The sequence below is a fragment of the Microlunatus sp. GCM10028923 genome (assembly GCF_042666975.1).
Classification (GTDB): Bacteria; Actinomycetota; Actinomycetes; order Propionibacteriales; family Propionibacteriaceae; genus Microlunatus.
This window is the reverse complement of record NZ_JBHTFF010000025.1, coordinates 38,398-53,289: the sequence shown is the minus strand read 5'-3', so window position 1 is coordinate 53,289 and position 14,892 is coordinate 38,398. Positions and strand designations below refer to the sequence as shown.

The following is a 14,892-nucleotide window of genomic DNA, read 5'->3' as shown; positions in this document are numbered from 1 at the left end:
CGTGAACTCGGCGTTCGACCAGATCCGTCGGCACCCGTCCGCGGTGCTGCTTGCGGTCCAGTTGATCGGCGTCCTGCTCTATCCGGCGATGGACTCCTCGACACCGGGACGGCTGGCGTTCGAGACGTTCGGGCTGTTGGTGCTGCTGCTGGCGATCTTCTCGGTCCGCGAGCTGCCCGGCCCGACCTGGGTGGTGATCACGCTGGCCTCGTCGGCCGCGGGCCTGGCGATCATCGACATCTTCTGGAGCAACCCGGTGCTCCAGGTCGCGTCGGCGGCGCTGCATGCGGCGTTCTACTTCTGGGCCACGGTGGTGCTGCTCCGCTACATGCTGGCCGACCGGAAGGTGACCACCGACGAGCTGTTCGCGGTCGGCGCCACCTTCACCCTGGTCGCCTGGGGCTTCGCGTACCTCTTCGTGCTGCTGCAGGTGCTGCAGCCGGGCTGCTTCATCGCCGCCGTCGACTCGGACCAGCCGCGGACCTGGACCGAGCTGCTGTTCCTCAGCTTCACCACGCTGTCCAGCACCGGCCTGTCCGACATCGTGCCGGTCACCGCCCACGCCCGTTCCGTGGTCATGATCGAACAGCTGGCCGGGCTGGGCTACGTCGCGCTGGTGGTGTCCCGGCTGGTCGCGCTGACCACGCTCCGGGTCAGCGGTGATCGTTGAGCAGGTTGCGGGCGATCGTGCGCCAGCCCTCGCCCCAGCCGCAGATCGCGTACATCAGGGCGACTGCGACCGGATAGACCCGCAGGGCTGAGCGCTCCCGGTCGGTGAGGTCGGACTGCGCCGCACGCTGATAGGCGTCGTCCAGGGCGGCCGGGTCGGGCCGCGGCCCCGGCGTGCGGAGCAGGTAGGCGTGCGCCACCGCCAGGTCCCAGGTGCGCGGTGCCGTGGCCAGGCCGCCGAAGTCGAAGTAGACCGGGCCGTCCGCGGTCTGCCGCAGGTTCTCGCCGTGCGGGTCGCCGTGGATCGGCTGGACCCGCTCGGCCGGGACCCAGCGCCGGCCGAGTTCGTTGATCATCGGCTCGAGCTCCTCCGGGTCCGCGATCGCGCCCTCGGCCGTGTTGCGGCGGAGCCAGCGGCGCAGCGTGCTCGGATCGACGTAGGTCGCGCGCAGGTCGCTGGTGGTCGGCGGCGCCAGCCGGAGCAGGGCACGGTGCAGTCGGCCGAGCGCGGCGAACAGCTCCTCGGGCCGGCCCCGGGTCGGCTGGTGATCCAGATAGGGCTCCACCTCGGCCCACCGGCTGCCGCACCGGAACACCGACCGGCCGCCGATCATGATCGGGACCGCCACCCGCAGACCTTGCTCGGCCAGCCCGGCCCGGATCCGTTGCAGGTCGAGGATCCGGGGCCGGGTGATGAACGGCTTGTAGCTGCGCAGCACCAGCCGGCCGCCGCCGACCCGGAGATTGAGATGATCTTCACCGCTCAGGTCGTACGCGTCGGGACCAAGGTCAAGTTCCCGGAGCAGCCTTCGGACCGCCGGGGCGTCGGCCGCCTGCTCGAACTCCCGGTCGGGATGCCGCCGAACCCAGCTCCGGACCAGCGGATGCCCGATCATCGGCAGCCCTTCACCGGAGAACCTCACCGTTCCGGAGGTCGGTCGCGGGATGATCATCGACGAGGAGGCAGGTGATCCGGATCGGGGCGGTCCGCGATGGCCGCCCGTGGCGGTTGATCATGGCGCCGCCACCGACCCATCAGTCGTGCCGGTCCTCGATCGCGGGATGCTGATCATCGGTAAGCCTCGATCAGGGGACGCGCTCGGGCGTTGATCGTCGAGGGTCACGGTCCGGAAGCGACGGGCGGGCTGTTCTCGCCGAGCCGTTCGGCAGCGCGGTGCCGGCCGGCCTCCGGTTGGACGGTGCAGCGTCGGCGGCCCGTCGCCGCTGGTCATCGGAAGGTGAGGCCCGCTACGGCGCCGACCACGGTGATCGCGGGCGGCCTGAGCCCGGCCTCAGCGGTCAGTTCGGCGATCCGGTCCAGCGGGCCGCGGACCACCTTCATGCTGGGCAGCCCACCATCGGCGATGGTGGCGGCGGGCAGGTCCGCCGGCAGTCCGTGCTTGATCAACTCGGCGGTGATCGCCGGCAGCGTGGCGACCCCCATCATGATCACCAGCGTGGTGCCGGACCGGGCCAGCCCGGCCCAGTCCAGGGTGCTGCCCGGGTGATCGGGCGGCACGTGCCCGGTCACCACGGTGAAGCCCTGGACCAGGTCGCGGTGGGTGACCGGGACGCCGGCCAGGCCGGGCACGGCCGTCGCGGAGCTCACCCCGGGCACGATCGTGACCGGGATCCCGGCCTCGCTGCAGGCCTCCCACTCCTCGCCGCCGCGGCCGAACACGAAGTTGTCGCCGCCCTTGAAGCGCACCACGACCCGACCGGCCCGCGCGTGTTCGATCAGCAGCGCGTTGATCGACTCCTGCCGGGTGGAGCGCCCGCCCGGCACCTTGCCCACATCGATCACGTCGGCCCCGGGCCGGGCCTCGGCGAGACTGGCCAGCGGCGCCAGCCGGTCGGTGATGATCACGTCGGCGCGGCGCACTGCGGCCAGCCCGGCGATCGTGAGCAGGCCCGGATCCCCCGGGCCGCCGCCGACCAGGATCACCTCGCCGCCCGCGCCGTCGGTGGTTGTCGGCGCCGGCTCCGGGCTGGACAGTTCGCGATCAACCTCCAGCCGCCGGACCGGCCGGCCCGCGTGCCGGCACCGTTCGGCAAGCTCCTGATCATGGTCGGGGTCTCCGGTGGCGGCGACGACCAGGGCCGCGGCCTCGATCAACTCCTCGGTGACCGGTCCGCGGTGCCAGCGGAGCAGCCCGCGGTCGGCGAGGTCCTCCAGGCTGACCGCGACGTCCTCGGCCGCGACCGTGACCGCCGCCCCGGCTTCGCGCAGCTCCGCCACGGTCGCCAACACCCCGGCGCCGCCACCGACCACGAGCACGGCGCACCCGGCCAACCCAACCTCGTTCACACCGCAGACGCTACCGGTGCCGACGACCCCGAAGTTCCACCCCGGGTTTCGAAAGCTCCTGCCTCCGCCAGGTAACCGCCGATCCGGCGGCGGCGTAGTAGGGGCAAGGGAGTACACCAACCAAGGAGGAACGATGCGTGTTTCAAGGGTGATTCGGCGCATGACGGCTCTCGCACTGGCGACCGGTGTCGCGATGGCGACGACGGCGCTCGCGGCTTCGGCGGACCCGGGGTGGATGAGGTACAAGGGAAAGGTCATCGCCAACGGAGGCCTGACGATCAGGTCGGCGCCGACGACGCACGCCAGGAACGAAGGCCTCGTGGCGAAGGGGACGACGGTCACGATCGCCTGCAAGGTGCACGCCACCTCGGTCGGCGGCAACCGGCTCTGGTACCGGCTGGACAACGGCAAGGGCTGGCTCGCGGCACGCTACGTGACGAACATCGGCAAGGTGCCGAGGTACTGCCCGGTCGACGACACCACCGGCGGCGGGACCGGCAGCACCACCGCGGCCGTCAACCGGCGCCAGGGCCCGCACCTCAAGGACACCAGGCTCGGCACCCTGCCGAAGGGCACCCGGATCCTCGTGATCTGCTCCGTGAAGTCGCCCGCCGCCGTCGACGGCAACAACGAGTGGTTCCTGCTCTCCGACCGAAAGAGCTGGGTCACCGCCGCCTACCTGAAGCGGGACGTGACCCAGCCTGCACAGTGGGGGCCCTGCACGTACTGACCCTTCCGAGACCGTGGAAATCTCGACCGGGTCTGGTGGCACCGAAGTTCCACGCTAAGTGCCGGGACAGGTCGGGCAAGAGGTCGGGACCGCCGGCCAGCCACGGCGCGTGAGGACGGCGGCGACCTGGGTGGCCACGGCGCAGGGGCGTTCGATGACGTCGCTCCAGCCGTACCGGAGCGTGACCAGTCCGTCCACGATCGCCTCGTTGTCCCGCTGCATGTCCCGGAACCGGCCCGAACCCGTGTGACCCCGGTGCCCGTCCAGTTCCACCAGGACTCCGTAGTCCGGGTAGCCGACGTCGTGCTTGCCCCGCCGACCGTGACGGCGCACCTGCCGTCGCCCGCGCGGCAACGCGTGGCGGCGCTCGACCCGTTGCAGATAGTGGTGTTCGAGCGGCGACTCGACGCCGTCCCCGGCATCGGTGAGCAGATCGAGCACGAGCCTTCGCTCGGTCAGCCGCCGTCGTTCGCCGACGGTGTGGCGGAGCCGCGCGGCGGTGGTGCGCCGGCGCTGGACGGCCGTGGTGAGCCAATGCAGCGTCGACCGCTGGTCCAGGCACAGATCGAGGACGGTGTCTTCCACGGTGAGGCGAGGCGGGCTGCCTGGCGAGCGGTCGGACCGGATCCCGGGCCGCTCCCGTTGGAAGGTCCAGGGCCACCGGTCGCGCAGTCGTCGGGCAGCCGGGATCATGATCGTGATCCGGTCCGGCGGATCGTCCGTCAGACCGTGCAGAGACGCCGCCGCCTCACCGCCGACGCGAGCCTCCGGTCCGCCGAGCAGGATCCCGGCCCACGCCATCGCCTGAAACGGCGGGGGCTGCCCGTACAGATAGAGGACCGATCGATCGAGGCGTCGCCAGTGCCCGTCCTCGACCAGCCGGGCCACGGAGTGCCGACTCAGTCCACCTGCGTCGGCCTGGTCGAGGCTGATCACTCCCGCCTGAGCCGCGGCCAGTTCTCGCAGCGCCGCGGAAGGCACGTTGCGCTTCTTCATGCCCCGGACTCTGACCCGACCGCCCCCACACCAGCCGCCCCACAACAAATCTGTGGATACCCCAGCGGACAACACCCGGTCTGTGGAAACTTCCGCCGTGTCTGGTGGCACCGAAGTTCCACACTGTTCAGCGGTAGGCGCGGATGCGGGCCAGGTGGGTGGGGGTGAGCCAGGGGACGCCAGGGTCGCCGACGCGGGGGGCGAGATCGGCGGCCATCGCCGCGCCGGCCCAGCGGCGGAACTCGGGGCCGGGCGGGGTCGGGTCGCCGTAACCGGCCCGCCAGTCGGCGATGCCCTGGGCCAGCAGCGGCTCCAGCGTGCCGTCCGGATCGGGCATCAGGGCGAGGATGGATTCGGTCCGGGCGCGGTCGTAGCGCGGGTCGCCCAGGGTCGCATTGGCCCAGTCGAGGACGGCGACGATCCGGTCGTCGCGGACCATCACGTTCAGCGGGTGGTAATCCAGGTGCAGCAGCCGGGCCGGTCCGGTCGCACCGGGCACGGGGTCACCGCGCCGGGCGATCCAGTCGGGACCGTCGTCCAGCGCGGGTCCGGTCCGGGCGTTGATCAGGGCCTGCAGGCGTCCGAATTCGATCATCAGCCGGCTCCGGACCGCGTCGGTCGCGGCCGGGTCGAGCAGTCGTTCCGCCAGCGGGCGGCCGTCGATCCAGTCCATCAGGTACGCCGGACGGTCGGCCTCGATCGCCACCGCGCGGACGCCGGGCACCGGGATCTCGCTGCCGGCCAGCGACCGCAGCATGGTCACCTCGCGGTTCGCCTGCGCCTGCCGATCGGGGCCCAGCACCCGGAGCGCGTACGTCAGCGCACCAGACCGGACCCGCCAGAGCAGCCCGTCCGCCCCGCCGGACACCGCCTCGACCGATGTGGGCTCGGGCACGCCCAGCCGAGGCAGGAAGTCGGCCGGATCGACGCTCATGATCACGAGGGTACGGCGAACAGCGACGGATCAGCGCACGTTCTGGCGCGGCGGCGCGAACGCCTCGCCCGTCCGGAGCGCGCGCAGGCCGCAGGTGATCATCTCGCCGAACAGGCCGATGCCGAGGGCCAGCGGGTACGGCTTCGTCTCGGGGTGCACGCCGAGCGCGGTGCCGGCGAAGCCGAGCCCGAAGCTGATCACGGCCGAGGCGGCCCAGACCACCAGCGTCTTCCAGGTGTAGCGCTGATGCAGCACGCCGTCCCGCACGAACAGCTCGCTGGACGCCCCTCGCACGGCGCCCAGGATCAGCCCGGTGCCGACGCCGAGCGCCAGCCAGCCGACGTCGAGGCCGGTCCAGCCGGTCACCTTGGTCAGGCTGTAGACGCCGATGCCGAGCATGATCAGCGGCGACGCGACCAGGTCCTTGGCGACCAGCGGCTCGCCCCGGAACCGCCGGGCGATGGTGTAGATCACCAGGCCGATGATCAGGACCGGGATCAGGATCTCGCGCATGGAAGAGGCACTCCTTTATTTATCACTAGTGCGATATAACAAAGTTAGCACAGGTGAGATAAAATGGTCGAATGCCGAAAGTGGTCGACGCGCAGGAGCGCCGCGGCGTCGTGATCGACGCCTTCTTCCGACTCGTCCGCGACCACGGGGTCGAGCGGGCCTCGCTGCGCAACGTCGCCGACGAGGCCGAGCTCAACATCGGCTCGGTCCGGCACTACTTCGCCGACTACGACGACCTGCTGACCGCGGCCGGTGAGGCCCTGGTGCAGCGGATCACGGACCGGCTGCTGGAGCACCTGGACCGGCTGCCGCCGCCCGGTGACCGGGCCGGCCGCTACCAGGTGGCGCTGGACATGCTGGAGGAGTTGCTGCCGCTGGACGAGCGCCGGCTCGGCGAGGTCACGGTCTGGCTGGCCATGGTCGAGCGAGCCCGCACCGTGCCCTCGCTCCGGCCGGCGGTGGAGCGGCTGTTCGACGGCACCCGGACCCTGATCCGGCGGATCGTGGACCGGGCCGGCGTCGACCAGCCGGCGCTGCGCACCGAGACGATCGCGGCCGTGATCGACGGGCTGGCCTTCAATGGCGTGCACTATCCCGACCGGCTGACGCCGCGGCGGGTCCGGCAGGTCCTGCGGCACCTGCTCACCGACCAGCTGGACCGCGCGGACGCCGAGCCACGATGATCTTGCGCGGCCGCCCCGGGCCGCGTTGAATGCAGACATCGGGATCGAGTGAGCGGGGGTGGGCCGGTGTCGGAGCGTCCCCGCGGTCCCTGGATCGTCGCCGGGCTGCTGTTCGTGGCGCTGATGCTGGTGTCCGCCCGGTACGGATTCCATCGCGACGAGTTCTACTTCATCGAGGGCGGCCGGCATCCGGACTGGGCGCAGCCGGACAACCCGATCCTGGTCCCGTTGCTCGCGGCAGCGTGGCACGACCTGGTCGGCGGCCAGCTGATCTTGTTCCGGATCCTGCCCGCCCTGGCCGGTGCCGGCGCGATCCTGATCGCCGCCGCGACGGCCCGGACCCTGGGCGGCACCGGGCGCCAGCAGACCCTGACGGCGCTCGTCACGGCGCTCAGCTCGTTCCCGATGGCGGTCGGCCACCTGTTCTCGATCAGTACGTTCGACTTCCTGCTCACCGCCGCCGTGATCATGCTCCTGATCCGGGCCCTCCGAACCCCGCAGCGGCTGGCCGGCTGGCTGCTGCTGGGCGTGATCACCGGCGTCGCCCTCGAGGTCAAGGTGCTCCCCGCCCTGGTGCTCGCCTGTTGCCTGATCGGCCTGCTGGTGTTCGGGCCGCGCGCGCCGCTGGCCCGGCCCGGTCCATGGCTGGCGGCCGGGATCGCCCTGCTGCTGGCCGCGCCGAACCTGATCTGGCAGGCCGGGCACGGCTTCCCGATGCGCGAGATCGCCGCCAGCATCGCGGCCGGCGGCTCGACGTCGTCGGCGGACCGGATCATGATCGTTCCGCTGCACCTGCTGCTGATCGGCCCGCTGCTCGCGGTGCTCGCGATCGCCGGTCTGGTCGCCACCTTCACCCTGCGTCGGCTGCGTGATCACCGGTGGATCGCGCTCGCGTACCTGCTGATGTTGATCATGGTCGTGATCACCGGCGGCAAGCCGTACTACCTGGCCGGCTTCTTCCCGGTGGCGCTGGCGCTCGGCGTGCTGGCGCTGTCGGACTGGCTGGCCCGGATCGCCTGGCGCCGGGCCCTCGCGATCACGCTGCTGGTGATCTTCGCCGTGCCGACCGCGGTCTTCGCGCTGCCGCTGGCTCCGGCCGGTTCGCCGGTGTTCCAGGTCGCCACGGCGGTCAACCCGGACGCCGCCGAGACGGTCGACTGGGACGGCTTCACAGAGACCGCGGTCCGGCTCGCACGGGAGCAGCCCGACGCGGCGATGATCTTGACCGCGAACTACGGCGAGGCGGGTGCGCTGGCCCGCGCCCGGCGGCTCGACCTGGCCACCCCGGCCGGGCCGGCCGGTGCGCTGCCGCCGGTCTACTCCGGGCACAACGCCTTCGGCGCCTGGGGTCCGCCGCCCGAGACCGTACGGATGGCACTGGTGGTCGGCGACTTCGACGAGGCCGACCTGGCCCGCTGGTTCGGCAGCTGCACCCTGCTGCTCCGGTACGCCTCGCCGCCGGGCGTGGACAACGAGGAGGACGGCGCCCCGTTCCGGCTCTGCGCGGAGCCGCGCCGGTCCTGGGCGGAGGCGTGGCCCGAGGTCCGTCGGCTGGGCTGAAAGGTGCTCAGGCGGGGCAGAGTCTTCCGCAATCTGTCACGCCTATGTAAATCTTCACCCGCGGACCGTCGAACGGTCTGCCGACCCGGGTCACAGGCCGTAGGTTGTCGTTTGTTTCTTTCTCCGACGTTGCGAAGGGGCGGACATGAAAGTGAAGCCGAAGCGGATCCTGGCGGGCCTCGCGGCCGCGCTCGCGCTCACGGTGACCACGGCCCTGGCCGGGCCGGTGGCGCCGCGGGCTGCCGCCGACGATCCCGCGGCCGTGATGAAGGTGGCCATCACCACCGACATCGACACCTTCAACCCGTTCCAGGCGATCCTCGCCTCCAGCACGGCGATCCTGCGTTTCCAGTACGAGAGCCTGGTGACCTGGGGCACGAACAACGAGACCGTGCCCGGCCTGGCGGACAAGTGGGAAACCTCGCCGGACGGCAAGACCTGGACCTTCCACATCCCCGAGGACCGGAAGTGGTCCGACGGCAAGCCGCTGACCGCGGAGGACGCGGCCTGGACCTTCAACGCGATCAAGAACGACAACAAGCTGCAGCAGGCCAACGGCGGCCTGGTCGAGAACGTCGCCTCGGTCAACGTCAAGGATCCGCAGACGCTGGAGATCGTGCTCACCGCGCCGCAGGCCGCGAACCCGGGCGGCGAACTGCCGATCGTGCCCAAGCACGTCTGGGAGACGGTCGACGCGGCCACCTACGAGAACGACACGGACACGGTCGGCTCGGGCCCGTACACGATCAAGTCCTACACGCAGAGCCAGAGCGTCCAACTGGTCGCCAACCCGAACTTCTGGCGCGGCGCGGCGAAGCTGTCCGGGCTGACCTGGGTCTACTACAAGAACGGCGACGCCGCCGTGCAGGCGCTGAAGACCGGCGAGGTCGACATCGTCAGCGGCCTGACCGCGGCCCAGTTCGAGTCGCTGAAGACCGAGCAGGGCATCTCCACCGTGACCGGCGCCGGCCGCCGCTACAGCTCGATCGCGATCAACCCGGGCACCATCGACGCCGAGGGCAAGCCGATGGGCGACGGCCATCCGGCGCTGAAGGATCCCGTGCTGCGCAAGGCGATCATGATGGCGATCGACCGGGAGACCCTGTTCGACCGAGTGCTGCACGGGCTGGGCAAGCTCGGCGAGACCGAGATGCCGACCGTCTATCCGCAGTACTACGGCTTCGCGCCGGGCACCGAGGCATACCCGTACGACGCCGCCGCCGCGAACAAGGCGCTCGACGACGCCGGCTACGCCAAGGGACCGGACGGCATCCGGCTCGACAAGGAGGGCAAGCCGCTCAAGCTGCGCCTGATGGGCCGCAACACCGAGCCCTCGCACCAGCTGATCGCCGACTTCCTCAAGCCGTGGCTGAAGGAGATCGGGGTCGAGATCACCGTCTCGATGGTGACGCCGCAGCAGGTGAACGACGACTCGACACTGGGCAAGTACGACCTCTACTTCACCGGCTGGGGGATCGGGCCGGACCCGGACTTCCAGCTGTCGATCAACCAGTGCAACTCGCGGCCGAACGCCGACGGCTCCGGCAACACGAGTGAGAACAACTGGTGCGACCCGGAGTTCGACAAGCTCTACCAGGCCCAGCACACGGAGCAGGATCCGGCCAAGCGGGGCGAGATCGTCAAGCAGGCCTTCAGCATGATCCACGAGTCGGGCGTCAACATGGTGCTCTGGTACGCCGACAGCCTGGAGGCCTACCGCAGCGACAAGTTCACCGGGTTCATCCGGCAGCCGGAGGGCCAGGGGCCGATCACCGGCCAGAACAGCTACTGGGGTCTCTACAGCGCGACTCCGGTCGCCGCCGAGGGCGAGCCCGGGGCTCCCGGTGCGACCGGTGGCGGCGTGCCCGGCTGGGCGATCGGCGTCGGCATCGCCGTGCTGGTCGTGATCGCCGGCGGCGCGGTGCTGCTGGTGCTGCGCGGACGCCGTACCGCCGACGACCGGGAGTGACGGCTTGAGCATCACCCCGGCCGGCGAAACCCTGGTCGTCGAGGAGGAGGGTCCGCGCGGCTCGACCCTGCCGCGCTACCTGCTGACCAAGGCCGGCGGTGCCTTGGTCAGCCTGGCCATGGTGGTCGTCGTCGGGTTCTTCGCGTTCCGGATCCTGCCCGGCTCCGATCCGGCGATCAACATGACCAGGGGCCGCCGGGTCAGTGCCGAGGAGGTGGAGCGGCTGCGGCACCAGTTCGGCCTGGACCAGCCGTTGATCATCCAGTTCTTCGACTTCGTCGGCGACCTGTTCCGCGGTGATCTCGGCTGGTCGTACGTCTACAACCGGCCGGTCGGAGAGCTCATCCTGGAAGGGATCCCGCCGACCCTGCTGCTGACCGGTACGGCCGCGGTGGTGTCGATCGTGCTCGGCCTGTGGATCGGCCAGCGGGCCGCCTGGAAGCGGGGCAGCCTGTTCGACAAGGGGCAGACCGGGCTGGCGTTGATCTTCTGGTCGGTGCCGACGTTCTGGCTCGGGCTGCTGCTGTTGTTGATCTTCGGCGGGGGCTTGAGGCTGTTCCCGGCCGGCGGCATGGTGACCGCCGGGACTACGGCGACCGGATTGGCCTGGGTGCTGGACGTGGCCTGGCACCTGGTGCTGCCGGTGCTCACCATGGTGGCCGTCGTCTACGCCCAGTACCTGATGGTGATGCGGGCCTCGGTGCTGGAGGAGATGACGGCCGACTACCTGACTACGGCCCGGGCGAAGGGCTTGCCCGAGGACAAGGTACGGACCCGGCACGCGGTCCCGAACGCCCTGCTGCCGACGGTGACGTTGATCTTCCTCACCGCGGGCGGGCTGATCGGCGGCGCGGTCACGGTGGAGACCGTGTTCTCCTGGCCGGGCCTGGGCTTCCTGACCTTCAAGGGACTCGATGCGCCGGACCTGCCGCTGCTGCAGGGCACCTTCGTCGTCTTCTCCGCGCTGGTGATCATCATGAACCTGGTCGCCGAGCTGGTCTACCGGCTGCTCGACCCGAGATTGAAGGCCGCATGAGCACCCCGATTATCTCCCGCGGCAGCGCCGTCGCCGAGCGGCGCAAGCTGCAGTTCAAGGACAACTGGACCGAGTTCACCCGGACCCGGTCCGGACTGGTCGGCGCGGTGCTGCTGTTGATCGTGATCATGCTCTCGGTGATCACGCCGATCCTGGTCCCGGCCGAGACGCTGGACGTCACCAAGATCACCGCCGCACAGAACGAACCGCCCACCGCCGCCCACCTGCTCGGCACCGACCCGGCCGGCCGGGACGTGCTCGGCATGCTGCTCTGGGGATCCCGGATCTCCTTGCTGGTGGGCTTCGCCGCGACGGCGGTCTCCATGATCATCGGCACCGTGGTCGGGATGGCGGCCGGTCACTTCACCGGGATGGTGCAGGCGGTGATCATGCGGATCATCGACTTCTTCCTGGTCATCCCCGGTCTGGTGCTGGCGATCGTGTTGTCCTCGGTGCTCAGCCGCGGGGTCTGGACGATCATCATCGCGATCGGCGTGACCAGCTGGGCCGGCACCGCTCGGGTGGTCCGCTCGCAGACGCTGACCATCGAGGCCCGGCCCTACATCGAACGGGCCCGGGCGCTCGGCGCCGGCGACGGCCACATCCTCGGCCGGCACGTGCTGCCCGCGGTGCTGCCGATCGTGCTGGCCAACACCACGCTGACCGTCGGCTCGGCGGTGATCTCGGAGTCGACGCTGAGCTTCCTCGGCCTCGGCGATCCGGGGACCGTATCGTGGGGCTCGATGCTGAAGACCGCCCTGGACACCGGCGCCGCGACCGCCGGCTACTGGTGGTACGTCATCCCGCCCGGCCTGGCCATCGTCGCCGTCGTGCTCTGCTTCACCTTGGTCGGCCGCGCCCTGGAAGCGGTCTTCAACCCGACCCTGCGGGCGCGCTGATGACCACGGCCCTGGAGTGGAAGGACGTCCGGATCACCTATCGGACGGCTCGTTCGGAGTCCGGCGAGATCGCCGCAGTGGACGGGGTGTCGCTGGCGATCGAGGCCGGCGGCACGGTCGGCATCGCCGGCGAGTCCGGTTGCGGCAAGTCGACGCTGGCCATGTCGGTGCTGCGGCTGCTGCCGCGCAACGCCGAGATCAGCGGGTCGATCGAGCTGGCCGGCGAGGACACCGGGTCGATGCGCTGGGGCCGGCTCCGCGCGGTCCGCTGGACCGAGGCGGCGATCGTCTTCCAGGGCGCGATGCACTCGCTGAACCCGGTGCGTACGGTCGGCCGGCAGATCGTCGAGGCGCTGGAACTGCACGGCGGGAAGGACTCGACGAAGGAGTCGCGGGCGGCCCGGGTGGCGGAGCTTCTCGCCCTCGTCGAACTGCCGGCGGCGCGGGCGGAGTCGTACCCGCACGAGTTGTCCGGCGGGCAGAAGCAGCGGGTCATGATCGCGATGGCGCTGGCCTGCGACCCGGACGTGATCATCGCCGACGAGCCGACCACGGCGCTGGACGTGGTGATCCAGGCGCAGGTGCTGGACGTGCTCAGCGGCCTGGTCCGGGACCGCCAGCTGACCCTGATGATGATCAGCCACGACCTCTCCGTGCTGGCCGCGGTGTGCGAGCGGATCGTCGTGATGCGGGACGGCCGGATCGTCGAGCAGGGCCCGGCGCACGACGTGATCACCAACCCGCAGCACGAGCACACCCGCGAGCTGGCCGCCGCGTTCCCGATCATCGGCGACCCGGGCTCCCGGTTCGCGCCGGGCTCGCCCACAGCCGGCGACGAGCAGTCGTCGGGGCCGTTGCTCGAGGTCGAGGACCTGGTGGTCGACTTCCACGCTCGCGGCCGGCACACCCGCGCCGTCGATCACGTGTCGATGGCCTGCCACCCGGGCGAGATCGTCGCCCTGGTGGGACAGTCGGGGTCCGGCAAGACGACGCTGGCCCGGACCATCCTCGGCCTGCAACGGCCGACCTCGGGCCGGATCTCGTACCAGGGAAGGCCGATGCCGACCGATCGGGCCGGCCTGAAGGCGTACCGGCGCACGGTGCAGTTCGTGTTGCAGGACCCGAGCGCGTCGCTGAATCCCAAGCACAGCGTGTACGAGGCCGTCGCGGAGGGGATCCGGATCCACCGGCTGCCGGGCGACGAGGCCGAACGGGTCGCCCGGGCGCTCACCCAGGCCGAGCTGACCCCGCCGGAGCGCTTCCTCGGCGCCATTCCGCAGGAGTTGTCCGGCGGCCAGCGGCAGCGGGTGGTGATCGCCGGCGCGCTGGCCCTGGAGCCGTCCTTCCTGGTCGCCGACGAACCGGTGGCCAGCCTGGACGCCTCGGTCCGCGGCGAGATCCTGGCCCTGCTGCTGCAACTGAAGCGCGACCTCGGCCTGGGCGCACTCGTGATCACTCATGATCTTGGGCTGGCCTGGAACATCGCCGACCGGGTGCTGGTGATGCACCAGGGCAAGATCGTCGAGTCCGGGCCGGTCGAGCAGGTGCTGCTGGAGCCGGCACACGACTACACGAAGACCCTGCTCAAGGTCGTCCCGTCGAAGCTCGGCCAGTCATGATCACCGCGCCGGCCCCCGAGATGCTCTGGGAGGGCAGCGATCCGGTCGCGGAGCTCGCCCGCCGGTTCGGCTTCGACGGCGCCGACGCCGCGGGCGCCTGGACGACCGCCCTGCTCGCCGACACGTACGGCCTCTCCGTCGGCTCGGTCGACCGGGTGGTGCTGAGCGCCCAGAACCTGATGATCTGGGTGACCGCCGACGACCGCCGGCTGATGATCAAGATCTGCCGGTTCGGTGGCGGGCACGACTGGCTGCTGGCCCGCGCCGCCCTGGTCGACTGGCTCGCCGATCGCGGGCAGCCGGTGGCCCGGCCGGTCGCCACCACCGCGGGTGACATGCAGGTGGTCCGGGACGGCTGGTCGATCGGCGTCCAGCCGGTCCTGCCGGGCGAGTTGCTGGACGGCTCCGACCATGATCAGGTACGGGCCGCCGGGGCGGTCCTGGCCTCGCTGCACGAGGACCTGGCGGCCTGGCCCGAACAGGCCACCCTGCAGCCGGGGAACCGCTGGGGCGTCGACGGCCCGCCGGACGGACGGGCCGACTTCCTGGCCGTACCCGAGCACAGTGCCGCAGCCGCACCGGAACTCAAGGCACGGCTGGACGGGCTGGCCGCCGACCTGCCGGATCCCCCCGGCCGGCAGCCGGTGCACACCGACTTCCGCGGCGCCAACCTGCTCTGGCTCGACGGCCGGCTGACCGGCGTGCTCGACTTCGAGGAGGCCCGGCTGGCGGCGCCGGTGATCGATCTGGCCCACGCGCTGGTCCTGCTCGGCACCTGGTATCGCGACTGGCAGCCGATCACCTCGGAAGCCCAGCAACTCTTCCTGGCCGCCTACACCGACCGCCGGCCGCTCACTGCGGACGAGCAGGCCTGGCTGCGTCCCCTGGTCGGCGCCGGAATGCTCCGCCAAGGCTGGCTGCCCGACGCCGAACGCTGGCTCGCCGGGTCCTGAGAGAAATCTGCGAAGTTCACCTG

General features: G+C 70.9%; 14 protein-coding genes and 1 pseudogene. 9 read left to right on the top strand and 6 right to left on the bottom strand.

The features are described from left to right. Position 1 precedes the first annotated feature (1 nt). A complete protein-coding gene (locus ACFQU4_RS36855) occupies positions 2 to 670 on the top strand; it encodes an ion channel (protein WP_377502007.1) in 669 nt (222 codons plus the stop codon). Here ACFQU4_RS36855 and ACFQU4_RS36850 read toward each other — a convergent pair. From ACFQU4_RS36850 to ACFQU4_RS36840, 3 genes and pseudogenes are all read right to left on the bottom strand, one after another. Beyond that, the gene (locus ACFQU4_RS36850; protein WP_377502004.1) at positions 654 to 1,622 is read right to left on the bottom strand and encodes a phosphotransferase enzyme family protein; all 969 of its coding nucleotides are present in this window, start codon (positions 1,620 to 1,622) and stop codon (positions 654 to 656) included. The genes ACFQU4_RS36855 and ACFQU4_RS36850 overlap by 17 nt on opposite strands. A gap of 275 nt (positions 1,623 to 1,897) precedes the next feature. Next, positions 1,898 to 2,665 carry a uroporphyrinogen-III C-methyltransferase gene (gene cobA / locus ACFQU4_RS36845; protein ID WP_377502073.1) on the bottom strand — a complete coding sequence of 256 codons (768 nt, stop codon included), beginning with the start codon at positions 2,663 to 2,665 and terminating at the stop codon, positions 1,898 to 1,900. Between the two features lie 27 nt (positions 2,666 to 2,692). Next, positions 2,693 to 3,139 (bottom strand): annotated as a pseudogene (locus tag ACFQU4_RS36840) (NAD(P)-dependent oxidoreductase); the annotation flags it as partial. Between ACFQU4_RS36840 and ACFQU4_RS36835 the strand changes: the two are divergent. After that, positions 3,138 to 3,707, top strand: a complete 570-nt coding sequence (locus ACFQU4_RS36835) for an SH3 domain-containing protein (protein ID WP_377502001.1) — start codon at positions 3,138 to 3,140, stop codon at positions 3,705 to 3,707. The pseudogene ACFQU4_RS36840 and the gene ACFQU4_RS36835 sit on opposite strands and share 2 nt — an antisense overlap. 54 nt (positions 3,708 to 3,761) lie before the next feature. On the opposite strand, the gene ACFQU4_RS36830 is transcribed toward ACFQU4_RS36835, so the two are convergent. From ACFQU4_RS36830 to ACFQU4_RS36820, 3 genes are all read right to left on the bottom strand, one after another. Continuing rightward, positions 3,762 to 4,703 carry a type IV toxin-antitoxin system AbiEi family antitoxin domain-containing protein gene (locus ACFQU4_RS36830; protein WP_377501998.1) on the bottom strand — a complete coding sequence of 314 codons (942 nt, stop codon included), beginning with the start codon at positions 4,701 to 4,703 and terminating at the stop codon, positions 3,762 to 3,764. Positions 4,704 to 4,830: 127 nt separating this feature from the next. Continuing rightward, positions 4,831 to 5,637 (bottom strand): phosphotransferase family protein, encoded by an 807-nt coding sequence (locus ACFQU4_RS36825; protein WP_377501995.1) that lies wholly within the window; start codon positions 5,635 to 5,637, stop codon positions 4,831 to 4,833. 30 nt (positions 5,638 to 5,667) lie between these two features. Then, complete coding sequence (locus tag ACFQU4_RS36820; protein ID WP_377501992.1) at positions 5,668 to 6,150, bottom strand: hypothetical protein; 483 nt, start codon at positions 6,148 to 6,150, stop codon at positions 5,668 to 5,670. A 71-nt stretch (positions 6,151 to 6,221) separates the two neighbouring features. Here ACFQU4_RS36820 and ACFQU4_RS36815 point away from each other — a divergent pair, with 71 nt between their 5' ends. From ACFQU4_RS36815 to ACFQU4_RS36785, 7 genes are all read left to right on the top strand, one after another. Continuing rightward, positions 6,222 to 6,833: a TetR/AcrR family transcriptional regulator gene (locus ACFQU4_RS36815; protein ID WP_377501989.1), complete on the top strand. Its 612-nt coding sequence runs from the start codon at positions 6,222 to 6,224 to the stop codon at positions 6,831 to 6,833. A gap of 66 nt (positions 6,834 to 6,899) precedes the next feature. Continuing rightward, entirely contained in the window at positions 6,900 to 8,393 is a 1,494-nt protein-coding gene (locus ACFQU4_RS36810; protein WP_377501986.1) for a glycosyltransferase family 39 protein, read from the top strand. Positions 8,394 to 8,538: 145 nt separating this feature from the next. Next, entirely contained in the window at positions 8,539 to 10,362 is a 1,824-nt protein-coding gene (locus ACFQU4_RS36805; RefSeq protein WP_377501983.1) for an ABC transporter substrate-binding protein, read from the top strand. Positions 10,363 to 10,366: 4 nt separating this feature from the next. Then, a complete protein-coding gene (locus ACFQU4_RS36800; protein ID WP_377501980.1) occupies positions 10,367 to 11,398 on the top strand; it encodes an ABC transporter permease in 1,032 nt (343 codons plus the stop codon). Next, a complete protein-coding gene (locus tag ACFQU4_RS36795; RefSeq protein ID WP_377501977.1) occupies positions 11,395 to 12,297 on the top strand; it encodes an ABC transporter permease in 903 nt (300 codons plus the stop codon). The genes ACFQU4_RS36800 and ACFQU4_RS36795 overlap by 4 nt, the downstream gene beginning before the upstream one ends. After that, the gene (nikE, locus tag ACFQU4_RS36790) at positions 12,297 to 13,916 is read left to right on the top strand and encodes a nickel ABC transporter ATP-binding protein NikE (RefSeq protein WP_377501974.1); all 1,620 of its coding nucleotides are present in this window, start codon (positions 12,297 to 12,299) and stop codon (positions 13,914 to 13,916) included. The genes ACFQU4_RS36795 and nikE overlap by 1 nt, the downstream gene beginning before the upstream one ends. Beyond that, entirely contained in the window at positions 13,913 to 14,869 is a 957-nt protein-coding gene (locus ACFQU4_RS36785; protein WP_377501971.1) for a phosphotransferase, read from the top strand. The genes nikE and ACFQU4_RS36785 overlap by 4 nt, the downstream gene beginning before the upstream one ends. Positions 14,870 to 14,892 lie beyond the last annotated feature (23 nt).

Bases quoted from the DNA above. Each gene is read 5' to 3' on its own strand.
- ACFQU4_RS36850 (WP_377502004.1), bottom strand. From the start codon at position 1,622: ATGATCATCCCGCGACCGACCTCCGGAACGGTGAGGTTCTCCGGTGAA.
- ACFQU4_RS36835 (WP_377502001.1), top strand. From the start codon at position 3,138: ATGACGGCTCTCGCACTGGCGACCGGTGTCGCGATGGCGACGACGGCG.
- ACFQU4_RS36830 (WP_377501998.1), bottom strand. From the start codon at position 4,703: ATGAAGAAGCGCAACGTGCCTTCCGCGGCGCTGCGAGAACTGGCCGCG.
- ACFQU4_RS36825 (WP_377501995.1), bottom strand. From the start codon at position 5,637: ATGAGCGTCGATCCGGCCGACTTCCTGCCTCGGCTGGGCGTGCCCGAG.
- ACFQU4_RS36820 (WP_377501992.1), bottom strand. From the start codon at position 6,150: ATGCGCGAGATCCTGATCCCGGTCCTGATCATCGGCCTGGTGATCTAC.
- ACFQU4_RS36815 (WP_377501989.1), top strand. From the start codon at position 6,222: ATGCCGAAAGTGGTCGACGCGCAGGAGCGCCGCGGCGTCGTGATCGAC.
- ACFQU4_RS36805 (WP_377501983.1), top strand. From the start codon at position 8,539: ATGAAAGTGAAGCCGAAGCGGATCCTGGCGGGCCTCGCGGCCGCGCTC.
- ACFQU4_RS36795 (WP_377501977.1), top strand. From the start codon at position 11,395: ATGAGCACCCCGATTATCTCCCGCGGCAGCGCCGTCGCCGAGCGGCGC.
- nikE (WP_377501974.1), top strand. From the start codon at position 12,297: ATGACCACGGCCCTGGAGTGGAAGGACGTCCGGATCACCTATCGGACG.
- ACFQU4_RS36785 (WP_377501971.1), top strand. From the start codon at position 13,913: ATGATCACCGCGCCGGCCCCCGAGATGCTCTGGGAGGGCAGCGATCCG.